The 26,099-nt window shown below is 71.8% G+C and carries 21 protein-coding genes; 5 read left to right on the top strand and 16 right to left on the bottom strand.

Annotated elements, in window-relative coordinates:
* Positions 1 to 93: 93 nt before the first annotated feature.
* Positions 94 to 1,356, bottom strand: coding sequence for a low temperature requirement protein A (locus ACFYNU_RS32295; RefSeq protein ID WP_356593225.1), 1,263 nt, complete (start codon positions 1,354 to 1,356; stop codon positions 94 to 96).
* Between the two features lie 205 nt (positions 1,357 to 1,561).
* Between ACFYNU_RS32295 and ACFYNU_RS32300 the strand changes: the two genes are divergently transcribed.
* Positions 1,562 to 2,587: an FAD-binding oxidoreductase gene (locus tag ACFYNU_RS32300; RefSeq protein ID WP_356593227.1), complete on the top strand. Its 1,026-nt coding sequence runs from the start codon at positions 1,562 to 1,564 to the stop codon at positions 2,585 to 2,587.
* 42 nt (positions 2,588 to 2,629) lie between these two features.
* Here ACFYNU_RS32300 and ACFYNU_RS32305 read toward each other — a convergent pair whose 3' ends face one another.
* The 3 genes from ACFYNU_RS32305 to ACFYNU_RS32315 all read right to left on the bottom strand — a co-directional run bounded on the left by ACFYNU_RS32305 (position 2,630) and on the right by ACFYNU_RS32315 (position 5,667).
* Positions 2,630 to 3,769, bottom strand: a complete 1,140-nt coding sequence (locus tag ACFYNU_RS32305; protein ID WP_356593229.1) for a diaminopropionate ammonia-lyase — start codon at positions 3,767 to 3,769, stop codon at positions 2,630 to 2,632.
* A gap of 63 nt (positions 3,770 to 3,832) precedes the next feature.
* Positions 3,833 to 4,525 carry an HAD family phosphatase gene (locus ACFYNU_RS32310; protein ID WP_356593231.1) on the bottom strand — a complete coding sequence of 231 codons (693 nt, stop codon included), beginning with the start codon at positions 4,523 to 4,525 and terminating at the stop codon, positions 3,833 to 3,835.
* Positions 4,526 to 4,749: 224 nt separating this feature from the next.
* Positions 4,750 to 5,667 carry a ScbA/BarX family gamma-butyrolactone biosynthesis protein gene (locus ACFYNU_RS32315; RefSeq protein ID WP_356593233.1) on the bottom strand — a complete coding sequence of 306 codons (918 nt, stop codon included), beginning with the start codon at positions 5,665 to 5,667 and terminating at the stop codon, positions 4,750 to 4,752.
* Between the two features lie 112 nt (positions 5,668 to 5,779).
* On the opposite strand from ACFYNU_RS32315, the gene ACFYNU_RS32320 reads away from it, so the two are divergent.
* Positions 5,780 to 6,460 (top strand): ScbR family autoregulator-binding transcription factor, encoded by a 681-nt coding sequence (locus tag ACFYNU_RS32320; RefSeq protein ID WP_388768115.1) that lies wholly within the window; start codon positions 5,780 to 5,782, stop codon positions 6,458 to 6,460.
* On the opposite strand, the gene ACFYNU_RS32325 is transcribed toward ACFYNU_RS32320, so the two are convergent.
* Positions 6,453 to 6,923: a hypothetical protein gene (locus tag ACFYNU_RS32325; protein WP_356593237.1), complete on the bottom strand. Its 471-nt coding sequence runs from the start codon at positions 6,921 to 6,923 to the stop codon at positions 6,453 to 6,455. The two genes, ACFYNU_RS32320 and ACFYNU_RS32325, sit on opposite strands and share 8 nt — an antisense overlap.
* 209 nt (positions 6,924 to 7,132) lie before the next feature.
* Between ACFYNU_RS32325 and ACFYNU_RS32330 the strand changes: the two genes are divergently transcribed.
* The 3 genes from ACFYNU_RS32330 (at position 7,133) to ACFYNU_RS32340 (ending at position 9,446) form a co-directional block, all read left to right on the top strand.
* Positions 7,133 to 7,420, top strand: coding sequence for a chaplin family protein (locus tag ACFYNU_RS32330; protein ID WP_356593239.1), 288 nt, complete (start codon positions 7,133 to 7,135; stop codon positions 7,418 to 7,420).
* A 19-nt stretch (positions 7,421 to 7,439) separates the two neighbouring features.
* Entirely contained in the window at positions 7,440 to 8,684 is a 1,245-nt protein-coding gene (locus ACFYNU_RS32335; protein WP_356593241.1) for a hypothetical protein, read from the top strand.
* A gap of 93 nt (positions 8,685 to 8,777) precedes the next feature.
* Entirely contained in the window at positions 8,778 to 9,446 is a 669-nt protein-coding gene (locus tag ACFYNU_RS32340) for a class I SAM-dependent methyltransferase (protein WP_356593243.1), read from the top strand.
* Here ACFYNU_RS32340 and ACFYNU_RS32345 read toward each other — a convergent pair.
* The 11 genes from ACFYNU_RS32345 to ACFYNU_RS32395 all read right to left on the bottom strand — a co-directional run bounded on the left by ACFYNU_RS32345 (position 9,424) and on the right by ACFYNU_RS32395 (position 26,090).
* Positions 9,424 to 10,551, bottom strand: coding sequence for an HAD-IIIC family phosphatase (locus ACFYNU_RS32345; RefSeq protein ID WP_356593245.1), 1,128 nt, complete (start codon positions 10,549 to 10,551; stop codon positions 9,424 to 9,426). The two genes, ACFYNU_RS32340 and ACFYNU_RS32345, sit on opposite strands and share 23 nt — an antisense overlap.
* On the bottom strand, positions 10,548 to 11,642 hold the full coding sequence (locus ACFYNU_RS32350) for an acyl-CoA dehydrogenase family protein (RefSeq protein WP_356593247.1): 1,095 nt from the start codon (positions 11,640 to 11,642) through the stop codon (positions 10,548 to 10,550). The genes ACFYNU_RS32345 and ACFYNU_RS32350 overlap by 4 nt, the downstream gene beginning before the upstream one ends.
* On the bottom strand, positions 11,635 to 11,904 hold the full coding sequence (locus ACFYNU_RS32355; RefSeq protein WP_356593249.1) for an acyl carrier protein: 270 nt from the start codon (positions 11,902 to 11,904) through the stop codon (positions 11,635 to 11,637). Before ACFYNU_RS32355 ends, ACFYNU_RS32350 begins: the two co-directional genes overlap by 8 nt.
* Positions 11,901 to 12,842, bottom strand: a complete 942-nt coding sequence (locus ACFYNU_RS32360) for a 3-hydroxyacyl-CoA dehydrogenase family protein (RefSeq protein ID WP_356593251.1) — start codon at positions 12,840 to 12,842, stop codon at positions 11,901 to 11,903. Before ACFYNU_RS32360 ends, ACFYNU_RS32355 begins: the two co-directional genes overlap by 4 nt.
* Positions 12,843 to 12,868: 26 nt before the next feature.
* On the bottom strand, positions 12,869 to 13,975 hold the full coding sequence (locus tag ACFYNU_RS32365; RefSeq protein WP_356593253.1) for a Rieske 2Fe-2S domain-containing protein: 1,107 nt from the start codon (positions 13,973 to 13,975) through the stop codon (positions 12,869 to 12,871).
* 4 nt (positions 13,976 to 13,979) lie between these two features.
* Complete coding sequence (locus tag ACFYNU_RS32370) at positions 13,980 to 15,434, bottom strand: cytochrome P450 (RefSeq protein WP_356593255.1); 1,455 nt, start codon at positions 15,432 to 15,434, stop codon at positions 13,980 to 13,982.
* Positions 15,431 to 16,477: a 3-oxoacyl-[acyl-carrier-protein] synthase III C-terminal domain-containing protein gene (locus ACFYNU_RS32375; protein ID WP_356593257.1), complete on the bottom strand. Its 1,047-nt coding sequence runs from the start codon at positions 16,475 to 16,477 to the stop codon at positions 15,431 to 15,433. Before ACFYNU_RS32375 ends, ACFYNU_RS32370 begins: the two co-directional genes overlap by 4 nt.
* Before the next feature lie 17 nt (positions 16,478 to 16,494).
* Positions 16,495 to 22,551 carry an SDR family oxidoreductase gene (locus ACFYNU_RS32380; protein ID WP_356593259.1) on the bottom strand — a complete coding sequence of 2,019 codons (6,057 nt, stop codon included), beginning with the start codon at positions 22,549 to 22,551 and terminating at the stop codon, positions 16,495 to 16,497.
* Entirely contained in the window at positions 22,548 to 23,966 is a 1,419-nt protein-coding gene (locus ACFYNU_RS32385; RefSeq protein WP_356593261.1) for an acyltransferase domain-containing protein, read from the bottom strand. Before ACFYNU_RS32385 ends, ACFYNU_RS32380 begins: the two co-directional genes overlap by 4 nt.
* Before the next feature lie 367 nt (positions 23,967 to 24,333).
* Positions 24,334 to 24,642: a helix-turn-helix domain-containing protein gene (locus ACFYNU_RS32390; protein WP_356593263.1), complete on the bottom strand. Its 309-nt coding sequence runs from the start codon at positions 24,640 to 24,642 to the stop codon at positions 24,334 to 24,336.
* 299 nt (positions 24,643 to 24,941) lie between these two features.
* A complete protein-coding gene (locus ACFYNU_RS32395; RefSeq protein WP_356593364.1) occupies positions 24,942 to 26,090 on the bottom strand; it encodes an ROK family transcriptional regulator in 1,149 nt (382 codons plus the stop codon).
* Positions 26,091 to 26,099: the final 9 nt, after the last annotated feature.

Below are 26,099 nucleotides of genomic sequence, written 5' to 3' on the forward strand. Positions count from 1 at the left end.
GACACAACGGGCATCTTCTCCACGGGTCCACCCCATCGGTGTCCGAGAATCGCCCTGAGCCGGCGACGGAAGCCGACGGGAGCCGACGGGGCGTCAACGGCCCGGCGGAGCAAGGTCCTTCAGCATGTGCTCCTGGTGCCGGTGGCCGATCGTCTCGTAGCCGATCACCGTGACATAGGGGACGAGCATGACCACGAGCAGGCACACCGCGATGGCGACACCGGCCGTGGCCATGAGTACCGCCGCGGCCAGCAGCGCGAGGGTGAGGGAGACGAGCAGGAGGTGGAACGGGTCCGCCGTGGCGAGCAGCAGGATGTGCAGGAGATACACCATCAGCAGATAGAGACCGATGGGAAGGGCCAGGGACAGGACGACGGCGCCGTCGCCGAGCTTCGAGTGGTGTTCGAGATGCAGTCCGGCCACGTGCAGTCCCGCGCCGGCCCCGGCGATGGCGATGTACACGAGGATGTGGCCGTATCCGAAGAGGTACCCACGGCCACGGCGGCGGGCGAGGATGTCGCCGAAGGGGACGGCGAAGTACACCCACCACATCCCGAACGTCAGTCCGACACCGGCGACGACGATCGCGACGGCATTCGTACTCCATTCCGTTCCGTCCGCGCCGCCGAGGAGATCACCGGACGAGGCGACCGTGCCGACGACGCTCTCCCCCAGGGTGATGATGGCGAACAGGCCGTACCGCTCGGCGACATGGTGAGGATGCCAGGGCGTTCCCCCGGCGCCGCCCTGGGTGAGCAGTGGCAGCGCCAGTTCCAGGACGCCGAGCACGATGAAGGCGGCGAGTACGGCGGCGAGCGGCAGTGCCACGAAGCCGGCCACGATCCAGCCGGCCTGGGCGATCACCGTCCAGCGGATGTTGGCCATACCGACCGTGTGGAAGGACGGTGACTGCCGGGCCGCGCGCCACCATTGCAGCACGATCGCGATCCGCATCACGACGTAGCCGATCACCATCGCCCGCAGTTCGAGACGGCCGCCCTCCTCGACGGAGTGGAACATGGCCGGCAGGCCGAGCGCGAAGACGACGACACCGATCATCTGGAGCATCGTCAGGACACGGTCCAGCCAGTCGTCGGTGCCGAACGCGGACGCGAACCAGGTGAAGCTGATCCAGGCCACGCAGATCGCGAACATCGCGAGGACGAACGCGGTGATCGCGTGAGCCGTGTGTCCCTCGGCGAGCATCTCGGCGAACTGGGCCGCCGCGGTGCCGACGGCGACCACGAAGGTCAGGTCGAACAGCAGCTCCAGCGGTGAGGAGACCCGGCCGGGCTCTTCCGGATCGCGACCGGTCATCGGCACCAGGCGGTGCGCCAGCTTTCCCGTGATACTCATGCGCAGCATGATGCTGGTGCGGGCCCCGTTCGGAGCCGCACGGCACGGCCGGCCGCCGCGCGCCGAAAAATCCCCGGGACATGTCGCGGCCCTGCGGTACCGTCTCGCGGATGAGCGAGCGTACGACGCACACGGCGCACCGTGTCTGCCGATCCCGCCTGGCCCGGGGCCGAGTTGAGCCCGGGTCCGACATGCCGAGCCGCCGATGAGCGGCGACCTGGTGGTTGTCGGCGCCGGCATCGTGGGCGCCTCGGTGGCCTATCACGCCGCGCGGGCGGGCGCCGCTGTGACCCTCGTCGACGCAGGCCGGCCGGGCGCCGGTGTGACGGCGGGCTCGTTCGCCTGGATCGGGGCGTCCGGCGTACGTACCGGTCCGGCAGCCGCGCTGCGGGCGACCTCGACGGACGAGTACCACCGGCTTGAGACCGAGCTGCCCGGACTCCCGGTGACCTGGTCCGGCTCGCTGTCCTGGGGCACGACGGACGAGGCGCCGGAGGCGGGGCCCGGGCAGGAGATTGTCGACGCGGCCACCGCGGCGAGGCTCGAACCCGCCCTGCGGCAGCCTCCGGAGTGGGCCGTCTGGGCGGCCGGTGACGGCGCCGCCGATCCGGTGGGCGTGACCGAACACCTGGTCGCGGGTGCCCGCGCCCATGGCGCCCGCGTCCGTCCGGACGCCCAGGTCACGGCGGTCCGGCGGGACGCCTCGGGCCGGGTGACCGGGGTCGAGACGGCCGCGGGGCCAATCTCCGGTGACACCGTGGTCCTCGCGGCCGGGGTGGCCACGGCCGCGCTGGGCGCGCCGCTCGGCGTACGTGTCCCGGTCGACCCGTCACCGGCGACGCTCTTCCGCTTCAGCGCTCCGGCCGGTCTGGTCCGCACCGTGGTCAACAACCTGGACTTCGATCTCCGGCAGGTCGCCGCGGACCGGCTGATCGCCGCCGCGGACTCGCCCGAACTCACTCTCGCCGCCGTCCGGTCCACCTTCCACGGCGCCGCGAATGTCGAGCTGCTCGACTCCCGGATCAGCGCACGCCCCATGCCGGCCGACGGTGAGCCGATCGTCGGTCCGGTCACCGGGGTGCCCGGCCTGTACGTGGCGGTGCTGCACGCCGCGATCACACTCGGCCCGGCCGTGGGCCGCCTGATCGCACGGGAGTTGACCGACGGCACGGCCGAACCGCTGCTGGCGGGCTGCCGTCTCGACCGCTTCCGGGACGCGTCCGGAAAGTAGCGCCGCGCCATCCGTGGGGCGGGCGGCGCGGCGCGTGGTCCTTCAGGCGCCGGGGGTCCGGTGGTCCTCGGTGGTGTACGGGTTGGCGGCCGTGCCCTCGGTGTTGAGCAGCACGACCACCGACGACGCGTCGAGTCCCAGTGCCGTACGGCGTTCCTCACCGCCCGTACCGGCGAGCACCGCGCGCAGGCCGGCCAGCGACGCGGCGCCACAGGGACCCGAGGAGACACCGAGGGCGGCGAGATCGCCGGCCGCGCCCGCGCTGTCGACGTCGGCGACGGCCACCGCGCCGTCGAGTCCGCCGCGCAGGACGGGCCAGGCGATGCCGGACGGGGTGCCGCAGTTCAGCCCGGCCATGATGGTGTCACCGGTGCTGACGCCGACCCGTTCGCCGAGGCGCAGGCTTTCGAGGACGCACGCCGCGGTCTCCGGTTCCACCGACAGCAGCGCCGGAGCCCGCCCGGAGCGGCGACCGCGGTAGTGCGTGACGACGGCCTGGGCCAGTGAGCCCACCCCCACGGGGATGGCGACGAGATCGGGGCCCGGGGCGTGCCCTCCTTCCGTCAACTGCTCGTCGATCTCCGCGCAGAGGGTGGAGTAGCCCTCGACGATCCACCCCGGGATCCGCTCGTAGCCCTCCCACGCCGTGTCCTGGACGAGGACCGCGTCCGGCCCGGCAGCCGCCTCGGCCGCCAGGCGTACGGCCTCGTCGTACTCCCCCGCGACCTCCGTGACCGCCGCTCCCTCGGCGGCGATGGCGGCCACGGCCCCCGGATGCACGCCTCGCGGCACGAAGACATGGGCGCGCTGTCCGAGCAGTCGTGCCGTACGGGCCACGGCCCGGCCGTGGTTGCCGTCGGTGGCCGTCACCAGGGTGACCGGGCGCGCTCCCTCCCCGCTCGCGGCCCGTTCGGCGAGGACGCGGTGGACCGCCCAGGAGGCACCCAGCGCCTTGAACGCGGGCAGCCCGAGACGGGACGACTCGTCCTTGACGAAGACCCGGCCCACGCCCAACTCCTCCGCCAGTCGCGGGAGTTCGGTGAGCGGGGTGGGTGAGTAGCCGGGCAGCGCGGCGTGGAAGTCCCGCACCTCGGCGGGTGCGGGGGCACACCGCCAGGTACGGGCGCCGGGCCGTATCAAGTACGACGGCGTACGCGGGGAGGAGGAAGCGTTGTCAGTCACCCGGTCAGGGTCCGACGTTCACCCGCGATCGGTCCAGCGGCGCCGCCGCAGGGCCTACGGGCCTCAGCGGGTGGCCTGTTGGGGAATGCGCGCGTCGGCCCACCGTGAGAGGTCCGGTTCGGCGAGGGAGGAGACCCAGAGGTCGACCATCGCCGTGGTCCGCTCCCCGGGCCAGGGGCCGACGCCGAGGATGCGCATACCGGCCCGGGACGCCGCTTCGACGCCGCACAGCGAGTCCTCCACGGCGAGCGCGTCGGCCGGGTCCGCGCCGCAGCGGCGCGCGGCGGTCAGATAGACGTCGGGCTGCGGTTTGGGCCGGGTCTCGGCGTCGGGGACCACGATGTGGTCGAAGTAGTCGCGCAGCTCCGATGTGTCGAGGCAGGACTCGACGACCTCGCGCGGGCAGTTGCTCGCCACCGCCAGTGGGGCGAACGTGGCCGCCGACATGACCAGTTCACGGGCGCCGGGCATGGTCACCGGATTCTCGGCGACGAGTTCGAGGAAGATCCGGAGCAGACTGTCGGTCATCTCCGCGGCGAGGTCGGGGCGTCCGCTCTCCACGGCCATGAGCCGGCCGCATTCGGCGTAGTGCAGGCCCTTGGCGCGGTCCGCGAAACCCGGGGCCGCGGTCAGGCCGTACTCGCCGAGCGCGCTCTGTCTGGCGTCCTGCCAGTGCTTTTCGGTGTCCATGAGGGTGCCGTCGCAGTCGAAGACGATGGCCGACGGTGTCCAGGAGAGGACGCGTTCCGAGGTCATGCGATTGGTTTCCGTTCCGAAGTACCCGAGGACGGGGGAACGCCGAGCACCGTGCGCTCACGCACGGTCGCCGCGTTGATCGCCCGCTCCGGGGCGGGATCGGTTCCTGGTGGGCATGCGCGAAGAGGGAAGTCCCTCGGACTCAGCCAGGAACATAACGATCGCTACGTTATGTAGCTTCACGAAATGCGGTCAAGCAGGGACACATAGTGATGAAGGTGTGTCTACCGGTACTCAAGGGCGCCGAAGGCGACGTACCGGCCTCCCTGGAGGACACGAAAACCGCAGGTCCGGTGGTGCGGCACGCACAGCACTCGGGCCGCCGGCGCGAACTCGGCGAAGCTCACGGCTTTCAGCCGACCGGCGGTAGGGCGAAGGCGCCGGCCGTCGCTCGCCAGGGCACCGGCCTGCCGTGCCGCTTCCAGCAGGACCATGCCCGGCACATGGTCCGAGGGGTGGTCGAAGAAGAAGGGATGCCGCGGATCGGCCGGCCGCAGACGTATCGCACCGTCGTCGCCGACCGCGATCATCACATCGCGGGCGTGACCCGCCCCGATCCGCGCGAGGTCCGGCGGGACCCAGTGCCCGCCGGGTACGGGCGGCCGAGCCGCCGCTCCGGCACCTCGCAGGGCGGCGTACCGCGCCGGGCTCACGAAGCGCGCGCCGCCGCCCGCCCGGGCGAACACCCGGGCGCCGACGCGCAGGGAGACCTCCATCCGGAATCCGGTGACGATGCCGTCCGGCCCGGTGCGTATCGCGCTCACGGTGGCGCGGCAGCTGACATCGGTGGAGTTCGCGGTGGCGTGCGGTTCCAGTTCCGGATCGAGCCGGAAGAACAGGTCGGTGATCAGCAGCCGGAACCGGGGAGGCACCCCGTAGTAGGTCAGGGGCAGATAGATGCCGAGCTGCCGCATTGTCTCGACGAGGATCAGCGGGCTGTGCAGGGACGTGCCGTCCTGCGGGAATGTGGGATGCGACCGCGGCCAGGACGCCGCCGCGTCGAACACGTTCCGTTCAGGACTCGGACATACGTCGGTGAGCAGCACCTCGGCGACCGACGTACGGTGCACCAGCTCACGAGGGACCGTACGTGACCAGCTCAGCCGGGATTCACCGGTGAATACACCCGTTGCATTGTCCATGTAATCAGAAGAACTCATGCCTCATGGATTCGCACTCCCGCTTTATGATCATGGCGGCTTCATGGACTAGATTTCCCTGCGGTAAAACGACGGTGCGGCATCGGGGATGAATGTGCAGGGACGGGCAGAAGCAACACGACGTTCTCTTCTGGAGGCGGCTGCGCAATTGTTCGAGGAGCGCGGCTACGCGGGCACGAGTATCAGCGACATCAGCACGCTTTCCGGCCGCACCAGCGGCGCGATCTACTTCCACTACGCGGGCAAGGAGAAGCTCGCCCTCGCGGTGATGGAGGAACTGTTCGCGACCTGGCCCGCCCTGATCAGACGCCATCGCGAGACGGACATCCCCGCACTGGAGAAACTTGTCGCACTGAGTTTCTCGGTCGCCCGCGCGTTCCGGGACGACGTCGTCGTACGAGGCGGCTCACGGCTCTGGGCCGAACGCAAGTCCGTGGACGCCTCCCTGCCCTCCCCGTTCGAGGGCTGGATCCGAACGGTGGTCGCCCTGTTGGAGGATGCCCGTCGTGAAGGCGCGCTCGCCCCTTCCGTGATCCCCCAGAAGGCCGGGAACGCCGTCGTGTACGCGTTCTTCGGGCTGCACACCGTCTCCGACGCGCTGGACGGACGAGAGCACATCGAGGAGAGACTCCACGACCTGTGGCTCCTGCTACTGCCCGCCCTCCAGGCGGACCCCCGGGCCGCCTCGCTGCTCGACCGGGCGGCGCCGACGAGCCGGGGAGCGCGGTCGCACCAACCACCATGCGCGGAAAGCGCGTTGGGGTCGCCTACTTGATCAGGGCGTTCGCGATGATGATCACCACGCCGATCAACATGTCCATGGCTCCCGCCCGGCACGAGGACGGCCATCCGTGCCCGGCGGTACGGGCGGTCCAGACGCCCCAGCCGAACAGGGCGGCTGTGTTGAACACCAGGGCCGCGTCCACAGCGGCGGCTTCCGGCCACCACCCGGCCACCGCGGTCAGCAGCAGCACCACCGTGGGCAGCACGGCCGCGACCAGGGGCCACTCCGCGAGCACCAACCGCAGTCTGGTCCCGGTGGCCGCCCCGTCGACGGACGCCCGCCGGGCGATGACGTGCGCGTATCCATGGGCGGCGGCGGACGCCAGCGCGGTGAGCAGTACCCACAGCACGTCCGGACCGGGATCGGCCTTCTCACCCGTCGCGTCCAGCGCCGCCGCCAGGGCGCTGGCCAGCACCAGGCCGTAGATACCGCTGAACAGCGACTGCTCGGGCATCGCATCGCCTCGGTACGGGGAAGGGGGTCGGGTCCGCACATACTCACCGGCGTGACGTCGCGGAACAGGACGCCACGCGCAACGGAAGATCACTCGTGTCGGGAGCCGCGATTTCTCGTTGTTGGAATGCGGGCCGGGTCTGTCCGGCCGTGCCGAAGTGATCGCCACGGGCACCGGAACACGGTCCCGGGTGACGAAGGAGGAGCGCGATGAACGTGGAAACGCGGCGTGTGGGTGCGCGGGCGGCGGTACTGGGCGCGGTGGCCGGGGTGGCACTGCTGCCGGCCGGTGCCGCTCACGCCAATGTGGTCGGGATCGGGAACGCGGTGTTCGGCAACGCCTGCGTGAGCCAGGGCGGTGCTCAGGCCGCGGGATCCACGGTCGCCGGGAGCGGACTCGCGAACGGCAACCAGGCGGGCCTGCCGCTGGATCTGCGGCGTAACCAGTGCGGCAACAGCGGCATCATCTGCACGGTCCTGATCCGCGCCCTCTACTGAACGGGACGGTGAGCGCGAGATGACCGGGCGAACAGCCGTGATCGGGACACCGGTGGCGGACCGGGCCGTGGAGGCGTTGCTGTCCCTGAACGGGCAGGTGCTGCCTCTGCTGCGCCAGTGGGTCGGCTCGGATCCGGGCTGCGGTGTCGCGCGGGCGCTGCTCGCGCTGGCGACCGGTGACCGGTGGGACGACGCCGTACTGAAGGAGCAATTGTCGATCGCGCACCGGGACGCGCTGGCCGCCGGTGAGCGGGAGGCGAGTCTGGTCTACGGGGTCTTCCTCCACACCCATCGGCAGTACCGGCTGACGGCCGATCATCTGGTGGGGCACTTCGACCGGTGGCCCGCCGATGAACTGGCCGGGCTCATGCTGGGCGCGTTCTCCTCCTGCGAGGACGACGGCTACCGGGCGCGCGGCGACGCGCTGATGGAGCGGCAGGCGGCGGTGGCCGGACCGGACAGCTGGCCGTGGATGAGCTGGCTGGCCTCGACCCGGGCGGAGCAGGGCCGGTCACGGGAGGCGTACGAACTGGCCGAGCGTGTACTGGACCTGTATCCCCGCTCGGGAGTGGCCGCGCACGCCCTCGCGCACGCCGATCACGAGTTGGGGACCGGACGCGCCGGCGCCGACTTCCTGGACGAGTGGCTCCGGGCGGATCCGCAGGCGGCGCAGTCACGGCACCTGAACTGGCATGCCGCCCTCCAGTCCCTCGCCTGCGGCGACTTCCCGGACGCGCGCCGACGGGCGGACACCGCGCTGGCGCGTACGGATGTCGGCATGCGGGCCGCGACGAACTGGCGGCTGCTGCTGATCGGGCAGTCGCCGGCCGGCCTCAGCGAACCGGACCAGGTACGGGAGCTGCTTGCCGCACCCGGCGGCATGGCGGAGATCTTCCACACCTTCAACCTCGCCCTGGCGCTCGCCGTGGAGGCCGCCACCGACGACCTGCGCATCCTGGCAGGCCGGGCCGCCGCCGATGAACGACCCGACTTCCGCGATGTCCTGGCCCCTGTGGTGCGGGCGTTGGCGGAGATCACCGCGGGCCGCCCGCGCGTCGCGGCGGACCTGCTGACCGAACTGGGTGAGAAGGCGGAGCGGATCGGCGGAGTGCGGGTCGAGCGCGAGATCATCCAGGACACCCTTGCCCGCGCCCTCATGGACGCCGGCGAACACGAGCGCGCGGCCGGGCTGTTGCACCACCGCACCACCACCCGCCGGCATCACGCCTACGAAGATCTCCTCCTCACCGCCCGAATGCCGTGAGATTTCCAGGTGTTCGGGAATAGGCGTTCGGGGATAGACGTTCGAGGATCGGCGTCATTGAATCCCGATAGGCACTCAACTACCCTTATCTGTATGGCGAATCAGATTGCTGCCGGGACCGGACCCGAACTTCTCGCCTATGTGCGGGAGTTCTCGCTCCGGGAGGACGACATTCTGCGCGAGCTGCGCCGGACGACGGCGGATCTGCCCGGTGGGGAGGCCATGCAAGTCATGGCCGAGGAGGGGCAGTTCCTCGCTTTTCTGGTCGCCGTGACGGGGGTGACCGATGTGCTGGAGATCGGTACCTTCACCGGTTACAGCACTCTGTGCATGGCTCGTGCTCTGCCGCCGGGCGGGAAACTCATCACCTGTGACGTAACTGACCGTTGGCCCGAGATCGCCGCCGATTACTGGCGGCGGGCGGGTGTTTCCGAGCGGATCGAGGTGCGGGTCGGCCACGCGGTCGAGACGCTTGAGGAAATGCTCGCGGACGGTTGTTCGGACCGGTTCGGGCTCGTATTCATCGACGCCGACAAGGCGAATTATCCGCGGTATTACGAGCTGGCTCTTCGGCTCGTACGGCCGGGTGGTCTCGTGGTGGTCGACAACACCCTGTTCTTCGGACGGGTCGTGGATCCCGCCGCCGACGACGCCGACACCGCCGGTGTGCGTGAGGTCAATGCCAGGATCCGGGACGACCGGCGGGTCGACGTGTCCATGCTTCCGATGGCCGACGGGATCACTCTGGTCCGCCGGCGGTGAGATCCGGCGCGCCGAGATCGGGTGAGCTGAGATCGGGTGAGCTGAGATCCGGCGCGACGAGGCGGGCCGTCGTGGGGGCGTCCCGGCGGGTGGCGAGCAGATGCAGCAGCTGGACGTCGGCGTCGGGCGCCGACGGGACGATTCCCCGGCAGTCGCAGGGCTGTTCGTCGAAGCCGGCGAAGCGGTAGGCGATCTCCATCATCCGGTTGCGGTCGGTGGGGCGGAAGTCCGCCAGTAGATGGACACCGGCGCGGGCGGCCTGGTCGGTCAGCCAGTTGAGGATCATCGTGCCGGTGCCGAAGGCCACCACACGGCACGAGGTGGCGAGCAGCTTGAGATGCCACGCCCTCCGGTGCTTCTCCACCAGCAGCACGCCCACGGCACCGTGCGATCCGAAACGGTCGGTGAGCGTGGTGACCAGGACCTCGTGGCCGGGGTCGGCGATGAGCGCGCGCAGCGCCTCGTCCGGGTAGTGCACCCCGGTCGCGTTCATCTGGCTGGTGCGCAGGGTCAGTTCCTCGACCCGTGTCAGGTCCTCCTCCGTGGCCCGCCCGATGCCCAGCACCATGTCCAGCGAGCGCAGGAAGTCCTCGTCCGAGCCGGTGAACCGGGTCTGTTCGTCCGTACGCCGGAAGCCCGCCTGGTACATCGTGCGGCGCCGGCGGGAGTCGACGGTCACCGACCTCGGGCTGAACTCGGGCAGGCCGAGCAGCGTCGTGGCGTCCGCCGCCGGATAGCAGCGCACGTCCGGCAGATGGTGGGCGACCTCGGCCCGTTCGGCCGGCTGGTCGTCGATGAAGGCGAGGGTGCCGGGCGCGAAGTTCAGCTGCTCGGAGATCCGGCGTACGGCGTCCGACTTGCGCCCCCAGCCGATCTGCGGCACGACGAAGTAGTCGGCGACGCCCAGGGCCTCCAGCCGGGCCCAGGCCAGGGCGTGGTCGTTGCGGCTGGACACCGACTGGAGGACGCCCCGGGTGTCCAGACCGACGATCACCTCGCGGATCGCCTCGGACAGGACGACCTTCTCGTCCTCCAGCAACGTGCCCTGCCAGAGTGTGTTGTCGAGGTCCCAGACCAGGCACTTCACAAGGGTGACGCCGCTCATGGCCGGCTCAGCGCGTGGTCGGCGAGGATCAGTTGGCACACCTCGTTGCTGCCTTCGATGATCTCCATGAGCTTCGCGTCGCGGTACGCCCGCGCGACGGCGTGGCCGTCCTGCGCGCCGGCCGACGCGAGCACCTGGACCGCCGCGGCGGCGCCCCTGGCCGCCTGGCCGGCGCTGACGTACTTCGCCAGCACGATCGCGGTGCCCAGATCGGCGGCGTTCTCGTCCCAGCTTCGGCTGGCGTGCTCACAGACCCGGGTGGCGATCTGCTCGGCGGTCCAGAGATCGGCCAGATGCCGGGCGACGAGTTGGTGACGCCCCAGCGGCCGGCCGAACTGGTGCCGGGAGCCCGCGTGTTCGACGGCCGCGGCGACACAGGCACGCAGGATTCCGACGCACCCCCAGGCGACCGAGATACGGCCGTAGGCCAGGGCCGTCGTCACGAGCAGCGACAGCGGCTGCCGCCCGCCGCCGAGCAGACCGCTCAGCGGCAGCCGCACCTCCTCCAGCCACAGGTCCGCGTGCCCGGCCGCGCGGCAGCCCAGTGGATCGGTCACCCGGCGCAGCCGGACCCCGGGGGCGGTCCGTGGGACGACGACCACAGCGCCGTCCTCGCCCATCCGTGCGACGACCAGGAAGAGATCGGCGTACTCGGCGGCGGTCACCCATTTCTTGCGGCCGGTGAGCACCAGGGTGTCCCCGTCGACGGTGACGGTGGTTCCGATGGCCGACAGGTCGCTGCCCGCCTGCGGTTCGCTGAAGGCCACCGCCGCCGTCTCCCCCGCCGCCAGCCGGGGCAGCAGTTCCGCCGACTGGGCCCGGTCACCGAGCCGTTCGACGGTCCACGCGGCCATGCCCGCCGAGGTCATGACGCTCCGCAGCGAGCTGCACAGACTGCCGACATGGGCGGTGAACTCGCCGCTGTCCACGCTGTTCCACCCCGGTCCGCCGTACGCCGCCGGGATCTGGGCCGTGAGGTGGCCGGCCGCGGCGAACCCCCGCACCACGTCGTCGGGCAGCCGGCCCGCGCGGTCCCAGCCGGCGGCCCGGTCGCCGACGAGCGCGGTGGCCGCCGCGACGGCTTCACGCACCGGAGCCACCGGCGGCCGGCTGTTGGAGCCGCTCGACCAGCGCGGTCATCCGGAGCACGGTGCGGAAGTTGTCCATCCGCAGATCGGCGCCGCGCACGGCGATGCCGTACGACCGCTCCAGGTGCACCACCAGTTCCATGGCGAAGAGGGAGGAGAGTCCCCCGGAGCCGAAGACGTCCGCGTCGGTCGCCCAGGTCCGGCCCGTACGTGTCGCCAGGAACCGCAGCAGATCCGCCTGGACGGTGTCGGATGACGTGGTCATGCGTGTTCTCCCTCGCAGTCGGACTCGTGCCCGTGCTCGTGCCCGTACTCGTACTCGTGCCCGTACTCGTAGAAGCCGCGCCCGCTCTTGCGGCCGAGCCGGCCGGCCTCCACCAGCTCCAGCAGCAGATCGCAGGGGCGGCAGCCCTCGTCGCCGGTCCTGCTGTGGAGCACCCACAGCGAGTCGACCAGGTTGTCCAGCCCGATGAGGTCGGCGGTCCGCAGTGGACCCGTCGGATGGCCGAGGCAGCCCTGCATCAGCAGATCGACCGACTCGGCGCTCGCGGTGCCCGCCGCGACCACCCGTACCGCGTCGTTGATCATGGGATGCAGGAGCCGGCTGGTGACGAAGCCGGGCGCGTCGTCGACCACGATCGACTCCCGGCGCAGCGCGCCGAGCAGCGCCCGCAGCGCGGCCAGGGTGGCGTCGCCGGTGTGGGTGCCCCGGATGACCTCGACGGTCCGGATCAGATAGGGCGGGTTCATGAAGTGGGTGCCGATCAGATCGGCCGGCCGTGCCAGCGCCCCCGCCAGTTCGTCGATGGGGATCGCGGAGGTGTTGGAGACGATCGGGGTGCCCGGCGCGACCAGTGAGCAGACGTCCGCGAGGACCTTCGCCTTGGCGTCGGGGTCCTCGGTGACCGCCTCGATCACCGCGGTGGGGGGCGGGTCGCCGGCCGTCACCAGATCGGCGAGGGACTGGCCGGTGACCAGGGCGCCGGGGCCGGTCCCGTCCGGCAGCGCGCCCATCAGCCGTGCCATGCGCACCTGTTGGGCGATCCGGGCCGGGGCCTCGTCCAGCCGGCGCCGGTCCAGGTCGATCAGCGACACCGCGACCCCGTGCCCGACCGCCAGTGCGGCGATGCCCGACCCCATCACCCCCGCGCCGAGCACAGCGAGCCGCTGTCCGCCGCCGGGCGTACCGTTCTGCGCTGTCATGTCGCCCTCCCTGTCGGTCCCGGCCCTCACTCCTCCGAACCGCGCGCCTCGGTCCGCGCGGGTCTCGACACGACGCCGCCCGTCGGTTCCGTGTAGAACTGCTGCGCCCACTGCCGGTAGCGGCCGATGGGACCGTCGCCCCTGGCGAGCTTCGGGTGCTCGACATGCTCCTGGTGGTGCCACATCAGCAGGTCCGCGCCGGTGTCGACGCTCGCGACCCGTTGCAGGACGGTGCTGAGCAGCCGGGCCGCGGGCATCGCCGCCGCGCGCCCGACCCTCGCCGGTACGCCGGGGATGCCGGTCAGCTCCAGCTTCGTGCCGAACCGGAGCTGGATACGCCCGAGGCTGGTCGGGGTCGCGTGGAGCATCACGTACAGATTTCCCGCGCCCCGGGGCAGGATCGTGCGCGCCGCGATGGTGGCCAGTCCGATGACGGTCAGGGTGTACGACTGGCGGGATCCGCGCATGACGGTGCCCCGGGCGGTCGCGGTGACGGTGCTGACCGGTTCCCCCGACACCGGCGGGCCGTCGATGAGGAGATCCTTCAGACCGTGCAGCGCCGGCAGATGACCCCAGTCGAAGGCGTTCTCGATGACGTCCTGCGGGTGTCCGGCGATGTCGAAGGTGTCGTGGCTGAACGGCTGCCGGTCGTCCAGGGGCAGGGCCGGGACCTCCCACTGCGGGGGCAGGCCGAGGGCGTGCCACCACACGTAGATCCCGCCGTTGGCCTCGCACACCGCGTACTGCGTGAGGGAGGCCTTGGGCGGTGGCTTGTCGTAGCCGGTACGTACGCAGACACCGGCCGGGTCGAAGGCGAACCGGTGGAAGGGGCAGACGATCTCCTCCCCCTCGACCGAGCCGCCGACCCCGAGGTGCGCGCCGAGGTGCGGGCACTGCGGCCGGACGGCCCGCAGGACACCCTTGGCCGTCCGGTAGAGGACGACCTCCCCGCCCGCGAGCGGTCTGGTGATGACGGATCCGCTGCGCAGTTCGTCGTTGAAGGCCAGACAGAACCACCCGTTCGGATACGGGCGGGAGGGGGCGTGCAGGGCGTCGGCCGGGGTCGCGCCGAGCAGATCGGCCTTGCGGGAGGCGAGAAGCCCCTTCACGAGCGGTTTCAGATGAGGCTTCACGGCATCACTCCTGGTGCGTCACCGGGCAGGTGGCCGCGCCCGGCTGCGTGGATGACTGGGTGTCCGCGGTCCGGGGTGCCTTGGCGCGGAGCGCGTCGGCGCCGGCCGTGCGGCGTTCGCTGAGGCGCAGGGTCAGCCCGCGTGAACTCAGGCTGGTCTCGACCTTGGGCTTGAACGGCTCGTCGCCCACGGGGGTCAGCTCCCAGCGGGCGACGATCGCGGTGAGGGCGAGGATCGACTCGGCGAGGGCGAACTGGTCCCCGATGCACTTGCGCGCGCCGGCGCCGAACGGGATGTAGGTGTTCCGGTCGGGAGAGGCGCCGATCCAGCGGTCCGGGTCGAACCGGTCGGGCTCGGTGTAGAGGTCGGGCCGGCGGTGCAGGAGGTACGGGCTGAGGACGATGGTGCTGCCGCCCTTGAGCTGTACGCCGCCGAGTTCGGTGTCCTGTCTGACGGCGCGCGTCATCATCCAGGCGGGCGGATACAGCCGCAGCGTCTCGGTCACGACCCGGGAGGCCAGGTCGAGCGAGGGCAGGTGCGACGCCTCCAGCCGTCCCGCCGCCAGGACGTCGTCCGTCTCGGTCTGGAGCCGGCGCTGGACGTCGGGGTTGGTGGCGAGCAGATGCATCGCCCAGGCCAGGGTGATGGCCGTGGTCTCCATCCCGCCGAGGAAGAACGTCAGTGCCTCGTCGGCGAGTTCGCCGTCGTTGAGCTGTTTCTGGCCGCCCTCGCTCTCCTCGTCGACGGCCGCGACGAGCGCGGAGAGCAGGTCGGCCCGGTCGGTCGGGTCGGCCCGCCGTTCGGCGACGATCTCCGCGATGGTGGCCGACAGCCGGCTGCGGGCCTCGTCGTACCGCCGCTTCTGCCGCGTCGGCAGCTTGCGCAGCAGGGCGGGGGTCATCATCCGGCGGAAGAACGCGCTGACGACGGTGGAGGTGTCGGTCAGGGACTGGCGCATGGTCTCCGCCGGGAGCGCGCCGCTGAACATCGTCTCCATGGTGGCGCGCGTCGTCAGCGTCATCATCTCCTGGGTGATGTCGATGACGTCGCCGTGCTGCCAGGACGCCGCCTTGAGCTGGGCGGCGCGAGCGAACACCGCCCCGTACCCGACGAGCCGGGTGGGGTGGAACGACGGCTGGCACAGCCGCCGTTGGCGCCGGTGCAGGGGGTACGCGCAGGTGGACAGGCCGTCGCCGATGACCTCGCTGATCCGGTCGTAGATCGGGCCGCCCTTGTCGAAGACGCGGTCGTTCAGGAACACCTGCCGGGTCAGGGCGGGGTCGCAGATCATCACGGCGGTGCTCGGGCCGAGCCGTACGCGGACCATTTTCCGGTACTCGGACAGGGACATGATGAACGCCAGCGGATCGCGCAGCAGCGGCAGCGCGTGGCCCAGCAGGGGCAGGGCACGCGGCGCCAGCGGAAGGGAGGCGGTGGTCGCCGTACTCGTTTCTGTCATGGACGACTTCCTTCTGTGTGGGGGTGACCGGCGGATGGCGCGACGGCGGCGCGGGCGCGGCCGACGGGATCGCGGGTGATCTCGAAGAGTGCGGTGGTCCAGCGGAAGCCGACGCCGAAACTCACGACGAGGACGTGCTGTCCCGCCCGTACCGCCTCGGAGCGGAACGTCCGGTCGAGGGCGAGCAGCACGTCGGAGGGGCCCGCGTGGCCGAGGTGCCGTCCGTAGGTCCAGCTGGTGTCGTCGGCGCGCAGGCCCAGCCGTGAGCCGGTCAGCAGCAGGTCGAGCACGACCGATCCGATCGCGATGGGCACCACGTGCGCGATGTCGGCCGGTTGCACGGCGGCCTCGTCGAGGACGGTCCCGATGCAGCGGTGGGTGGCCCGGCGCAGTACGTCGATGTGCGGCATGAACCCGGTCTCCTCGACGGGGAACCGCCGGGCGGCGCCGGTGTATCCCTCCCTGGCCCGGGTCTGTCCCTCCAGCTGCGGTTCGGTGACGTGGGCGGTGGCCACCAGGCGGGCGAAGCCCGTCCCCCGGGTGAGTACGGCGGCGGCGCCGGCGTCACCGGCGACATAGCCCAACTCCCTTGAATAGCCCCACCGTTCCTCGGGGAACCGGACCCCGGTGGTGACCAGCGCGGCTTTCGCGGCCGGGCGGGCGGTGAGGTGTTCGGCCGCCGTGACGAGCGCGACACCGCCGCCGTCACTGGCGGCGCCGACCTCGATCCCGGCGGTGTCCTTGCCGCCGAGCACCCGCAACAGGTAGGCGGCGGGCGTGTAGTGGTCCCCGTCCTGGAAACCGGCGTGCACGAGCAGGCTCAGGTCGGCACTGGCGACGTCCGCGTGCCGCAGCGCCTTGAGGCCGGCCCGTGCCGCCATCTGGGTCGCCGTGTTGTCCGTCGAGACGGCGGCCGAGGTGAATCCGTTGAGCGCCAGCGAGGACGGCTGCCCGTTGCCCGGTCCGCCGCTCGGCGCGTGCTCGGGTCTGATGGGGGGTACCCACGCGCCGGTCCCGGCGATCGTGATGTCCTGCCACAACACTGCTGTCTCCTTGGCTGTCACGTAACGGGCGACTGGGGAACGCGGGGACGTGGCCGGATCAACTCCCCGCTGTGGTCGAGGGGGTGGGCGGTGACCCCGGTGATCCGGGCCAGCACCCGGCCGTGTCCGGTCGTGGCGGTCAGGTCCCCGGTGGCGTAGTCGCAGTGCAGCCGGATGGCCGGGTCCTCGGCACTGAGCAGGCAGTCGTTGCCCGGTCCGCCGAGATCGACCTCTTCGAGGCCGGCCATCGGGCCGACGAGGGGCGGGGTGTCCCCGCGGGGTGGCAGCAGCAGCAGGTGCACCATCGCGTCCAGCAGGATGGTGGGGACGGTCATCCCGGCCAGGGCCGGGGCCCAGGCCTCGTGGTCCAGGCTGAAGCGGGCGCTGTTGCCGTCCGGCCCGCGCGCGTAGTCGCTCGTGCCGGCGAACGGGCCGGTGAGCGAGATCGGCGGATCGGGCGAGTAGACCGGCATCGCGAAGTCGGGTTCGGGTGCGTAGGAGGAGCAGTCGGGCGGTGCGGCGAGCGCGGGGTGGCGGTCGGCGAGCAGGACCGTGGTCTCGCACAGCAGGTCGTTGAAGCGCAGCACCTTGTCGTGTCTGCCGATCCGGTGCGCGGTCATCCTGACGGCCACCTCGGCCCGGCCGCGCGTGCGGTGGGTGACCCGGGCCTCCACGGCGACGGTGCGCGGCGGCCCCGCGAGTCTGACCGTGATCGATGTCCGGCAGGCGAGAGCGCGGAAGCCGGTGACCACCAGGCCGGGGCAGAGGGTCGCGGCGGCGCCGGCCGCCGCCTCCAGGGTGAAGGTGCCGGGCAGTGTGTACTCACCGTTGACCCGGTGGTGGCGCATCCACCGTCCGTCCCGCTCGGCCAGGGTGGCCGGGTCCCAGGTCTTGGTGAAGACGGCCCAGTTCCGGCCCCGGTACTGCACACCGTCGAGCAGCGGGCTGGTGAGGGCCGGATCCGGTGGGGCGGGCGGCGGGGCGTCCGGGGCGGGGATCCGCAGGTCGTCGTCGGCGGCTCCGTGGGTGGCGATCCCGCGCCGGGCCAGCAGGACGCGTTCCTCGTCGCGGATGAAGAAGGACACGCCGCCGGCCGGTGGCCGGGTCACGGCGGAGAGGAACTGCGCGCGCCCCTGCGCGGTGCTGATGTAGGCGTCCATCTGGTTGCGTTTGAGGGTTTCGCGCATGCTGACGCTGCTGGCGACACCGACCTCCCGCCAGCCGCTCCACAGGATCGTGGTCTCCCGATGGCCTCGCGGTGCGTGCCGCTGGGCGTGGGCGCCGGCGTACGCGAGGTATTCGTTGACGGCGCAGTAGTCGATGTCGCCCGGCGCGGGGGCGAGGGTCGCGAGGGTGCTGAAGTTGCACCAGACGCGGGGCGTGCGCCCGGCGAGCGCGCGTTTGAGGTTGCGGTATCCGGTCGCCTTGGTGGCGCGCACGGCACGGAAATCGGTCAGGGTCTTGGCGTGCAGCGCCCGTGAGCGCAGATCCAGGACGGTGTTGATGAGGAGGTCGATCCGGCCGTGCCGGTCGAGCACCTCGTCGAGGACGGCGGCGGTGCGGTCGGCGTCGAGTACGTCGCACACACGGTGGTGGACCCGGCCGGGGCCGCAGAGGTCCGTCAGCCGCCGTACCGTACGGTGCGCCTCCAGGCGCGCCTCGGCCTTCTCGTAGGCGGCGCGCAGCGCGCCGAGGGGCGCGTCGGGCCGTCTGCGGCGTTCGGCGGCGATGAACTCGGCCTGCGGGGGCAGGTCTTCGCCGGATTCGGGCAGCGGGGTGCGGCCGACGAGGTAGATGTGGGGCCGGTCGCTGGTGGCGGCGAGCGCGTGCAGGAGTTCGGGGGTGATGCCCCGGGCACCGCCGAAGGCGACCACGACCGCGCCGGGCGGCAGTGTCGGTTCGCCCGCCGGGGGCGGTGGCGCGTGGTCGTCGGTGACGGCGAGGGTGAGCCAGTCGTCGCCCCGGCGGACGAGGGTGTGGGTCGGCACCCGGCTGGTGCCGGCCCGCGCGAGCTGGTGCAGTGCGGTCACGGCGTCCACCGTGTCGCTGAGCAGGATCACTCCGCCGCACTGCGGGACTTCGGCCCGCACCGAGCGGACGAGTCCGGTGAACAGCCCGGCGAGTGGGGGCGGCAGCTCGTCCGGTACGGCTCCGAGCAGGACGGCGCTGAGCGTGCCGCCGGTGCGCAGGGCGGGCAGCGCCGCCTGGAGCGTGGTGAACGTGAGGTCCTGGAGGTCTTCCAGCCGGGTGGCCTCGGCGTCGTCGTCCCGACGGCCGGGGCCGGGCAGCCGGGACAGGACCCTGATGTGGCGTGGGATGAACGGCAGTTCGGCCAGTGCTCCGGCTGCTTCCTCGGGCGGCACATGGTCGGCGCCCGTGACACCGGGTCGTGGTGACCAGACGGCGACGTCGGGGTGGCCGGTGACCGCCGCGGCGAGATCCGCGGAGTCGGTGAGGACGACGGTGCCCGGCGGGATCGGCGGGGTGTCCCGGCCGCCGGGTGGCGGGGGTGTCGGGACGAGCCGGAAGGTCTGCCGGCGGCCGGTGAACTCCTCGGAGCGCTCGGGGCCCAGGTCGCGGAAGTCGCCTGATTCGCCGGAGCCGCCGGTGCGGTCGGGGACGGTCAACGCCGGTTCCCTGCGGGCGATTTGCGCCGGGACCGTACGGGCGCGCGGTACCGGTTCCCCGGTCCGTACGGTGTCCGCCGGTCCGGTACGGTCCGCCGGACGTGTGAAGCGGATCAGTGGTGATCCGGCGGCGGCGGGCGTCACGACGGTGTCCGTTCCGGTGACGACGCCCTTGAGGACCGCCAGCAGGGCGTCCAGCGACAGATAGGTGTGTCCGGCGCCGACCAGTACGGGCAACTCGTGCGCGGGCGTGGCCCGTTGCCGGGGGCCGATGCCCTCGACGGTGGTGGAGAGCGTGCCCAGGACGGGGAGTTGGTGTTCCAGGGCGGTGGAGCGCCGGGTGACCGCCAGGACGGCGGCGCCTTCCGCGATGGACCGGCCGTCCGGCACCAGGGTGTCGAGGTGGCGGTCCCAGCCGCTGATCGGCCGCAGGCATACGGCTCCGACGAGGGCCAGGTCGCAGGCCCGGTGCCGGAGTTGGCGCAGGGCCAGGTCGACGGCGGTGTGGGCGGAGTCCCGCTGGGAGTAGAGGCTGGCCCCCATGGCCTGGAAGTCGTAGTAGTTGGCGGCCCGGCCGGACAGGATGCAGGAGACGGCGCCGGTGAAGTCGTCCTCGTTGAGGTCTCCGGGGATCACCCCCTTGGCCTGCGCCATCCCCTTCTCCAGATACGTCCGCAGGGTCCGGGCCTGGAGCGGGTCGGGCAGGATGTCGAAGGTGGTGGCGCACTCGCGGGCGTGCACCCGCAGCGCCGCCTGGGTGTTGTGCGTGGTCGGCAGTGTCGATCCGACCATCACGGCCGTGCGGGGCCGCAGGCCGGTGCCCGGCTCGCCGAGCCGCTCCAGCAGCGGGCCGATTGCCTGCAGCATCATCAGGTGCGCCGCGTCCATATGACGCATCGTCAGTGGCGGGATGCGTACGTCACGCGGGGACGGCAGCGGGTACGGCGTACCGAAACCGGACTCGGGACGCGGCCTTTCGCCGCCCAGCCAGGCCGGCACCTGGGCGGCCTCCAGGCCGGGCAGGTGGGTGTTCCAGCCCACGACGACCAGGTCCTCCGTGTCCGTGGCCGCGCCGAGCCTGCGGGCGGCGGCGGCGGCCGATGGCACCCGGTCCGACAGGACCACGTGCGCGTCCGCGCCTCCGAGACCGAACGACGACACCCCGACCACGCGCGGCCTGCTCTCGTCCGCCGCCCAGGGCGCGTCCTTGACCGGTACGGTCAGCTGCTCACCGGCGCCGAGCAGGGGGTGCGGATCGGTGACGACGGGCTGACCGGGGACCGCCCCGCGTTCGAGCGCGACCAGGGCGTGCGCGACCGAGACCAGGCCGGCCAGCACCCCGGTGTGTCCGAAGACCTGTTTGTTCGACGTCAGCAGGCAGGCCCGCTCCCGCGGCCCCAACTTGGCCAGCAGCGACCGCAGTTCGATCTCGTCGCCCACCGGTGTGCCGGTGCCGTGGGCCACGACCCAGTCCACGTCGTCGGCCTCCACGCCGGCGTCGGCCCAGGCCCGGGAGATGGCCAGCTCCTGCCCCCGGGTGGCCGGGGCGTGGATGCCCTTGCCCCGGCCGTCGGCGGCGAGGCCGGTGCCCCGGATGACGCCGAGCACCCGGTCGCCGTCCGCGACGGCCCGCGCGTAGGTCTTGAGGGTGAGCACGACGGCGCCCTCGCCGATCAGGGTCCCGTCGGCCGCCCGGTCGAAGGGACGCACCCGGCCGCTCATCGAGATGCCCTGGGCCCGGCAGAAGAGGGTGAATCCGATCGGCTCGATCACCGACGTACCACCGGCGAGCGCCACGTCGCACGAGCCGTCGCGCAGGGCCTTCACCGCCGCGTCGATGGCGAACAGTCCGCTGGCGCAGGCCGCGTCGAGTGTCAGATGCTGCGACTCGGCGGGGATGAGCCCGCGCAGCGCGTCGCGGGAGACGGACGCGGGGAGGTACGCCTTGGGGTCGCCGCCGTCGCCGCCGTAGTGCGCGCTGATCGCGTGGTCGGCCAACTCGGCCAGCCAGTCGCCGTCCTGGCCGTCGGGGATCGCCTCGCGCACCATGCGGCGGTATTCGTCACCGAGCACGACGCCCTGGGTGCCGAGACCCGTCTGGTCGTGGATGCCGGTGGTCGCGGCGAGCCACCGGTCCGTCGGGTGCTGGCGTACTCCGGCCAGGGCCTGGACGGCGCAGTGCCGCAGCCATCGGGTGGTGCGGGGCCATCCGGGGTGGCCGATGTTCCCGTCGGGTTCGGTGAGGGAGGCGGGGTCGGGTACGAAGTCGTGGAGGTATCCGGCCTCGCGTACGTAGAAGGCGTCGGTCTCCGCCCGGGTGGGGGCCCAGAAGTGCTTCAGGTCGAAGGCGGACGGCTCGCTGGAGAGCAGCGCGCCCTCGCGCAGGCGGTCCCAGAACTCCGACGTGTTGTTGGCGCCGGGCAGGGCCAGTCCGAGTCCGACCACCGCGACGGCTCCGGGGTCGGACTCGGGGTCGGCCGCCTGGGCGGGGGCCGGGGTGGGGAGTTGGGCCGGCTCCGGGAGGGGTGTCGGAGCCGGTGTCTGGGTGCGTACGTGCTCACGCTCCGGGGCCGGGGTCGGGGCCGGCTCCTGCGCCGACTCCCGGACGGGCGGGGCCGGTTGGCGCCGGGCGGGCGTCGTCACCTGGTCCGCGAGCCTGCTGTTCAGCCGCAGGCCCTGCATGCCGCCGATGCCGATGCCGCCGTCCGCGACGATGGTCTGCCCGGTGATGAAGCCGCTGTCCTCGTGCAGGAGATGGACGATGAGTCGGGCGGCGTCCGGCGTCGAGATCGTGCGGCTCATCAGTTCGGCGCCCCTGACCGGGTCGGCGAGCACCGCCGCCGGATCGTCGAGATTGACGACGATCTCGCTGGCGACGGAGCCCAGCAGCACCGTGTTGACGCGGACACCCTGGTCGACCAGTTCGAGCGCCAGATAGCGGACCAGCGACTCCATGGCGGCCTTGGTGACCCCGCCGGGGCCGTAGCCGGGGACCGGCTGGTGCGCGCCGACGCTGGACAGGCAGAGGATGTTCGCGCCCGGTCTTCCCTTCATCAGCTCGGCCGCACGGCGCGAACAGTGATAAGCCCCCATGACATTGGTGGACCACGCCCGCTGCCAGTAGGTGTCGTCGATGTCGAACAGCGGCAGGAACGCCCCGCCTGCCGCGTTGTTGATCAGAATGTCCAAGCCGCCGTGCCGCTCCCGGATCTCGTCGAACATCCGGTCGATCTCGCCGGTCTTGGCCACCGAGGCACGGATGAACTCGCAGCTGTGTCCCGCCTCTTCCAGCTCCGCCCGCAGCGACTTCGCCTGGTCCGCCGAGTGGAAGTAGTTGACGATCACATGGGCACCGCCCAGCGCCAGACGGCGCACGATGTCCGCGCCGAGGCTCTTCGCCGCCCCGGTCACGAGCGCGACCCGGCCCCGCAGATTGTCGGAGGTCATCGCCCGGCAGCCTCCGCCCGGCCCGCGACGACGGATTCCGCGATCCGGCGCAGGGTGCCGACGGACAGCAGGGAGGAGTTCGAGCGCAGATCGGGCAGCTCGAACTGGTCGGACACCCGCCCGAGGAGAACGACCTGCTTGAGCGATTCCACCCCCAGCTCGGACTCCAGACCGTCGTCCTCGCCGAGCAGGTCCGGTGGGTAGCCGAGGAAATCGCCGTAGAGCGTCTGCAACGTGGCCAGCACCGTTTCGTAGGTGAGCCCGTCGGACACCGCCGAGTCGGCCGGGGCGTCGGGGGCCGGGGCGGTCTCGACGAGGGCGGTCTCGACGGGGGCGTCCGGGGCCGGGGCCTCGGGTGCCACGTACGGCTTCGGGGCCGAGGGGGCGGGCACGGTGGCGCGCGCCGGCGGAGCGGGCACGGGCGCCGACGCGCGCTCACTCAGCCGAACCGGGCGCGGGCGCGGCGGGCCGAGTTCGGCGGACTCGGCGGCCAGCGCGCGGACGGTCTCGACCGGATCTCTCTCGCTGAGCGGGACGACGCACCGAACACCCGGGATCGACGCCTCGACGAACTTGGTGACGACGGCCCACTCCCCGCACTCGACGAAGGCGTCCGCGCCCGCCGCGTGCAACTCCCGGATCGTGTGCAGCATCCGGACCCGTGCGGTGAGCGCGCCGGCGACCAGATCGACCGGATCGTCGTCGGCGACGTCCCGTCCCATCCAGGGGGAGCGCACCCGCCAGCGCCCGGCGCCGTACGGAACCCGTGGCGCGGACGCCCGCAGATCGCGCGCGGCCCCCGCCATCGCCGGCGTGTGGGTCGGATGCGGCACGTCCAGCGGCAGGCTCGGCCAGCCGAACGCGTCGGCGACCCGCTCCACCTGCTCGATGAGCTGCTTGGGACCGCTGATGACACTCTGCCGGGGGGCGTTCTCACAGGCCAGTACGAGGTTGGGATGGTTCATCAGCCCCGCCAGCGACTCCGCCCGGCGGCCGTCGACCCCCACCGCGAGCATCTTTCCGTCCCAGCCCCGCCGGGTGAGCACCTCGGACCGTGCCACGGCCAGCCGGGCGGCGTCCTCCACGGACAGATGCCCGGCGGCGGCCAGGGCCCACAGTTCGCCGATGCTCTGCCCGACGATCGCGACGGGCTCGACGCCCTCGGCGACCAGCATGTGGTGCGTCGCGATACTGACCGCGAAGATCTCCAGATACTGGACCTCCGGGCCGCGCCGGTCGCTCGTGTCGTTGTGTTCGATCAGCCGGGTGCTGATGTTGGGCAGCCCCATGTCGCGGGCGGCCTTGTCGATGCGGGACAGCGCTTCACGTACGGTCTCGTAACGGTTGTGCGGATCGCGCAGGATGCCTCCGCGCGGGGCAGCCACCGTGCCGGGCATGACAAAGACAGAATCCACGTGCATCACTCTCATCTCCGGCCCGATCGCCGGCGTTGTCGCACCAGCTCAGCGGGGCCCAACAGATCACGTTCATGACCACCGAATAACGTGGCGCCGGGTCCATCGAAAGGCACCGAAAAGCATTCGGCGGCACCGGAGAAGGGCGCACTGAACCCCTCGACAGAATGGCCGGACTTCCGCGATCCGTATCGCCGAATGCCCTCAGTGTGTTCCCGTACGGAACGGCCTGACAAGCTTTTCAGTACTGCTCGAAAGGAGCGCACAATTAGGCGGGAACGGACTGACGGCGCACGCCCCCGCGAATATCAGTTTCGCCAATTCAAACTCGCTCGGACGTTCCCACACGGGAACGGAAAGCCGGGCATCAGCCGGGGCCTTCCATACCGTGGGCGTCCAGGACGGCGTGTCCCAGCGGGGTGACGGAGTGGTGGACGCTGCCGCCGGTGCGGCGCGTGGTGATCAGTCCCGACCGGCGCAGCACCGACGCGTGTTGCGACACCGTGGCCGCCGAGACACCCAGCCGGTGTACGAGATCGGTCGCCGTCGCGGTGGGATCGGCGGCGACGTGCAGCAGCACCCGCGCCCGGGTGGTGCCCAGGAGCGCCGCCAGCGCCTCCCCGCCCGCCGCCTCCGGCCGACTCGCCCGGTAACCGCCGCACACGCCGTCCTCCATGTCCGCCGCCGGGGCCGTCGGCCGCCCTCGCGGACGGTGTGGCCGGTCCGCTCGCCGCCCGCCACACCCGAGCCCTGCCTCCCCGGCCCGTGTCCCAACCCGCTTGATCATCAACTGGCCTTAACAGAGCGCCATATGACGCATCAGGCAGCCTGGACCAAAACACACCACTCCGGTATAAGCCGCCGACTTCGCCCCGCGTAAGCCCGTGGATGAAGAACGCTCCGTGACCGTCGGACGGTCACGGAGCGCTCGCAGCGGGCGAGTTGGGCGGGACGACCCCGAGGTGGCCCGGGTGTTCAGCCCAGCAGCAGGGACCGGGGCTGGGCGGAGAGAGCCTGGTCGAGGACCAGGGACGCGGCGCCCACGGCGGCCACGTTCTCGCCCAGCGTGGTGGAGACGACCGTGGTCGGATGGGTCGCCCTGACGAACGGGGACCGGGCGACCATCGGTTCGATGGTCGCGAGGAGACGGTGGGACAGGACGAGCCAGGTCGGTCCGCCGAAGACGATGGTGTCGACGTCCAGGAGCGTGCCCGCCGCGCAGACTCCCCGGCCGATACGGATGGCCAGCCGCTCGATGATGCCGTCCGCCTGGACGTCGCCCTCGGCCGCCAGTTCCGCCAGCCGCTCCAGACCGCGCTGGGCGTCGGCCGGATCGAGCACCGTGTACTCGGCGCCGAGCACACCCAGCGCGATGGCCTCGTCCACGAGCGTCCGGGTGGAGGACGCGGCGCCGAGCCCGCCGACCTCACCGGCGTTCCCCGAGACACCGCGCAGCACGGTGTCCTCCACCACCAGCCCCATCCCGGAGCCGGTACCGAGGTAGAAGAAGAGCAGGTTGCGGCTCTCGGTGGCCGCTCCCGCCCAGCGCTCCGCGACGACGGACGCGGTGACGTCCTTGTCGAGGAGCGCCGGGAGTCCGGTCGCCTCGCTGAGCCGGTCGCGCAGCGGATAGCGGCCCCAGCCGGGCAGCTCCGGCGGATCGACCACCCAGCCCGCGGCGGCGTCTATCGGCCCCGGCGCGGCGATGCCCAGGCCCAGCACCCGCTCCTCGTCGATGCCCGACTCCGCCACGAGCGAGCGCACGGAGGCGGCCATGTCCGCGACGGTCCCGTCGGTGTCCGCGCCGCTGGGGGTCCGCTGGCTGTGATGGCCCACGACGGTGCCGAGAAGGTCGACCAGGACGCAGGTGATCACGGCGGGATCGAGGTGCACTCCCACGGCGTATCGCGACGTCGGGACGATCTCCAGGAGGGTGCGGGGTTTTCCGCTGCCGGTGTTCTGCTTGCCGGACTCACGTGCCACACCCTGGTCGAGCAGCCGGCGGGTGATGTTCGAGACGGTCTGCGCGGACAGGCCGGTGGCCTGCGCGAGTTCGACCCGGCTCAGGCCCGTCGGGTGCCGGCGGATGGCGTCCAGGATCACGGACTCGTTGAAGTCCCCCATGCGCGGCAG

The sequence above is a fragment of the Streptomyces sp. NPDC006643 genome, from assembly GCF_042870175.1.
GTDB lineage: Bacteria > Actinomycetota > Actinomycetes > Streptomycetales > Streptomycetaceae > Streptomyces.

Bases quoted from the DNA above. Each gene is read 5' to 3' on its own strand.
- ACFYNU_RS32295 (WP_356593225.1), bottom strand. From the start codon at position 1,356: ATGAGTATCACGGGAAAGCTGGCGCACCGCCTGGTGCCGATGACCGGT.
- ACFYNU_RS32300 (WP_356593227.1), top strand. From the start codon at position 1,562: ATGAGCGGCGACCTGGTGGTTGTCGGCGCCGGCATCGTGGGCGCCTCG.
- ACFYNU_RS32310 (WP_356593231.1), bottom strand. From the start codon at position 4,525: ATGACCTCGGAACGCGTCCTCTCCTGGACACCGTCGGCCATCGTCTTC.
- ACFYNU_RS32315 (WP_356593233.1), bottom strand. From the start codon at position 5,667: ATGGACAATGCAACGGGTGTATTCACCGGTGAATCCCGGCTGAGCTGG.
- ACFYNU_RS32325 (WP_356593237.1), bottom strand. From the start codon at position 6,923: ATGCCCGAGCAGTCGCTGTTCAGCGGTATCTACGGCCTGGTGCTGGCC.
- ACFYNU_RS32330 (WP_356593239.1), top strand. From the start codon at position 7,133: ATGAACGTGGAAACGCGGCGTGTGGGTGCGCGGGCGGCGGTACTGGGC.
- ACFYNU_RS32335 (WP_356593241.1), top strand. From the start codon at position 7,440: ATGACCGGGCGAACAGCCGTGATCGGGACACCGGTGGCGGACCGGGCC.
- ACFYNU_RS32340 (WP_356593243.1), top strand. From the start codon at position 8,778: ATGGCGAATCAGATTGCTGCCGGGACCGGACCCGAACTTCTCGCCTAT.
- ACFYNU_RS32345 (WP_356593245.1), bottom strand. From the start codon at position 10,551: ATGAGCGGCGTCACCCTTGTGAAGTGCCTGGTCTGGGACCTCGACAAC.
- ACFYNU_RS32355 (WP_356593249.1), bottom strand. From the start codon at position 11,904: ATGACCACGTCATCCGACACCGTCCAGGCGGATCTGCTGCGGTTCCTG.
- ACFYNU_RS32360 (WP_356593251.1), bottom strand. From the start codon at position 12,842: ATGACAGCGCAGAACGGTACGCCCGGCGGCGGACAGCGGCTCGCTGTG.
- ACFYNU_RS32370 (WP_356593255.1), bottom strand. From the start codon at position 15,434: ATGACAGAAACGAGTACGGCGACCACCGCCTCCCTTCCGCTGGCGCCG.
- ACFYNU_RS32380 (WP_356593259.1), bottom strand. From the start codon at position 22,551: ATGACCTCCGACAATCTGCGGGGCCGGGTCGCGCTCGTGACCGGGGCG.
- ACFYNU_RS32390 (WP_356593263.1), bottom strand. From the start codon at position 24,642: ATGGAGGACGGCGTGTGCGGCGGTTACCGGGCGAGTCGGCCGGAGGCG.
- ACFYNU_RS32395 (WP_356593364.1), bottom strand. From the start codon at position 26,090: ATGGGGGACTTCAACGAGTCCGTGATCCTGGACGCCATCCGCCGGCAC.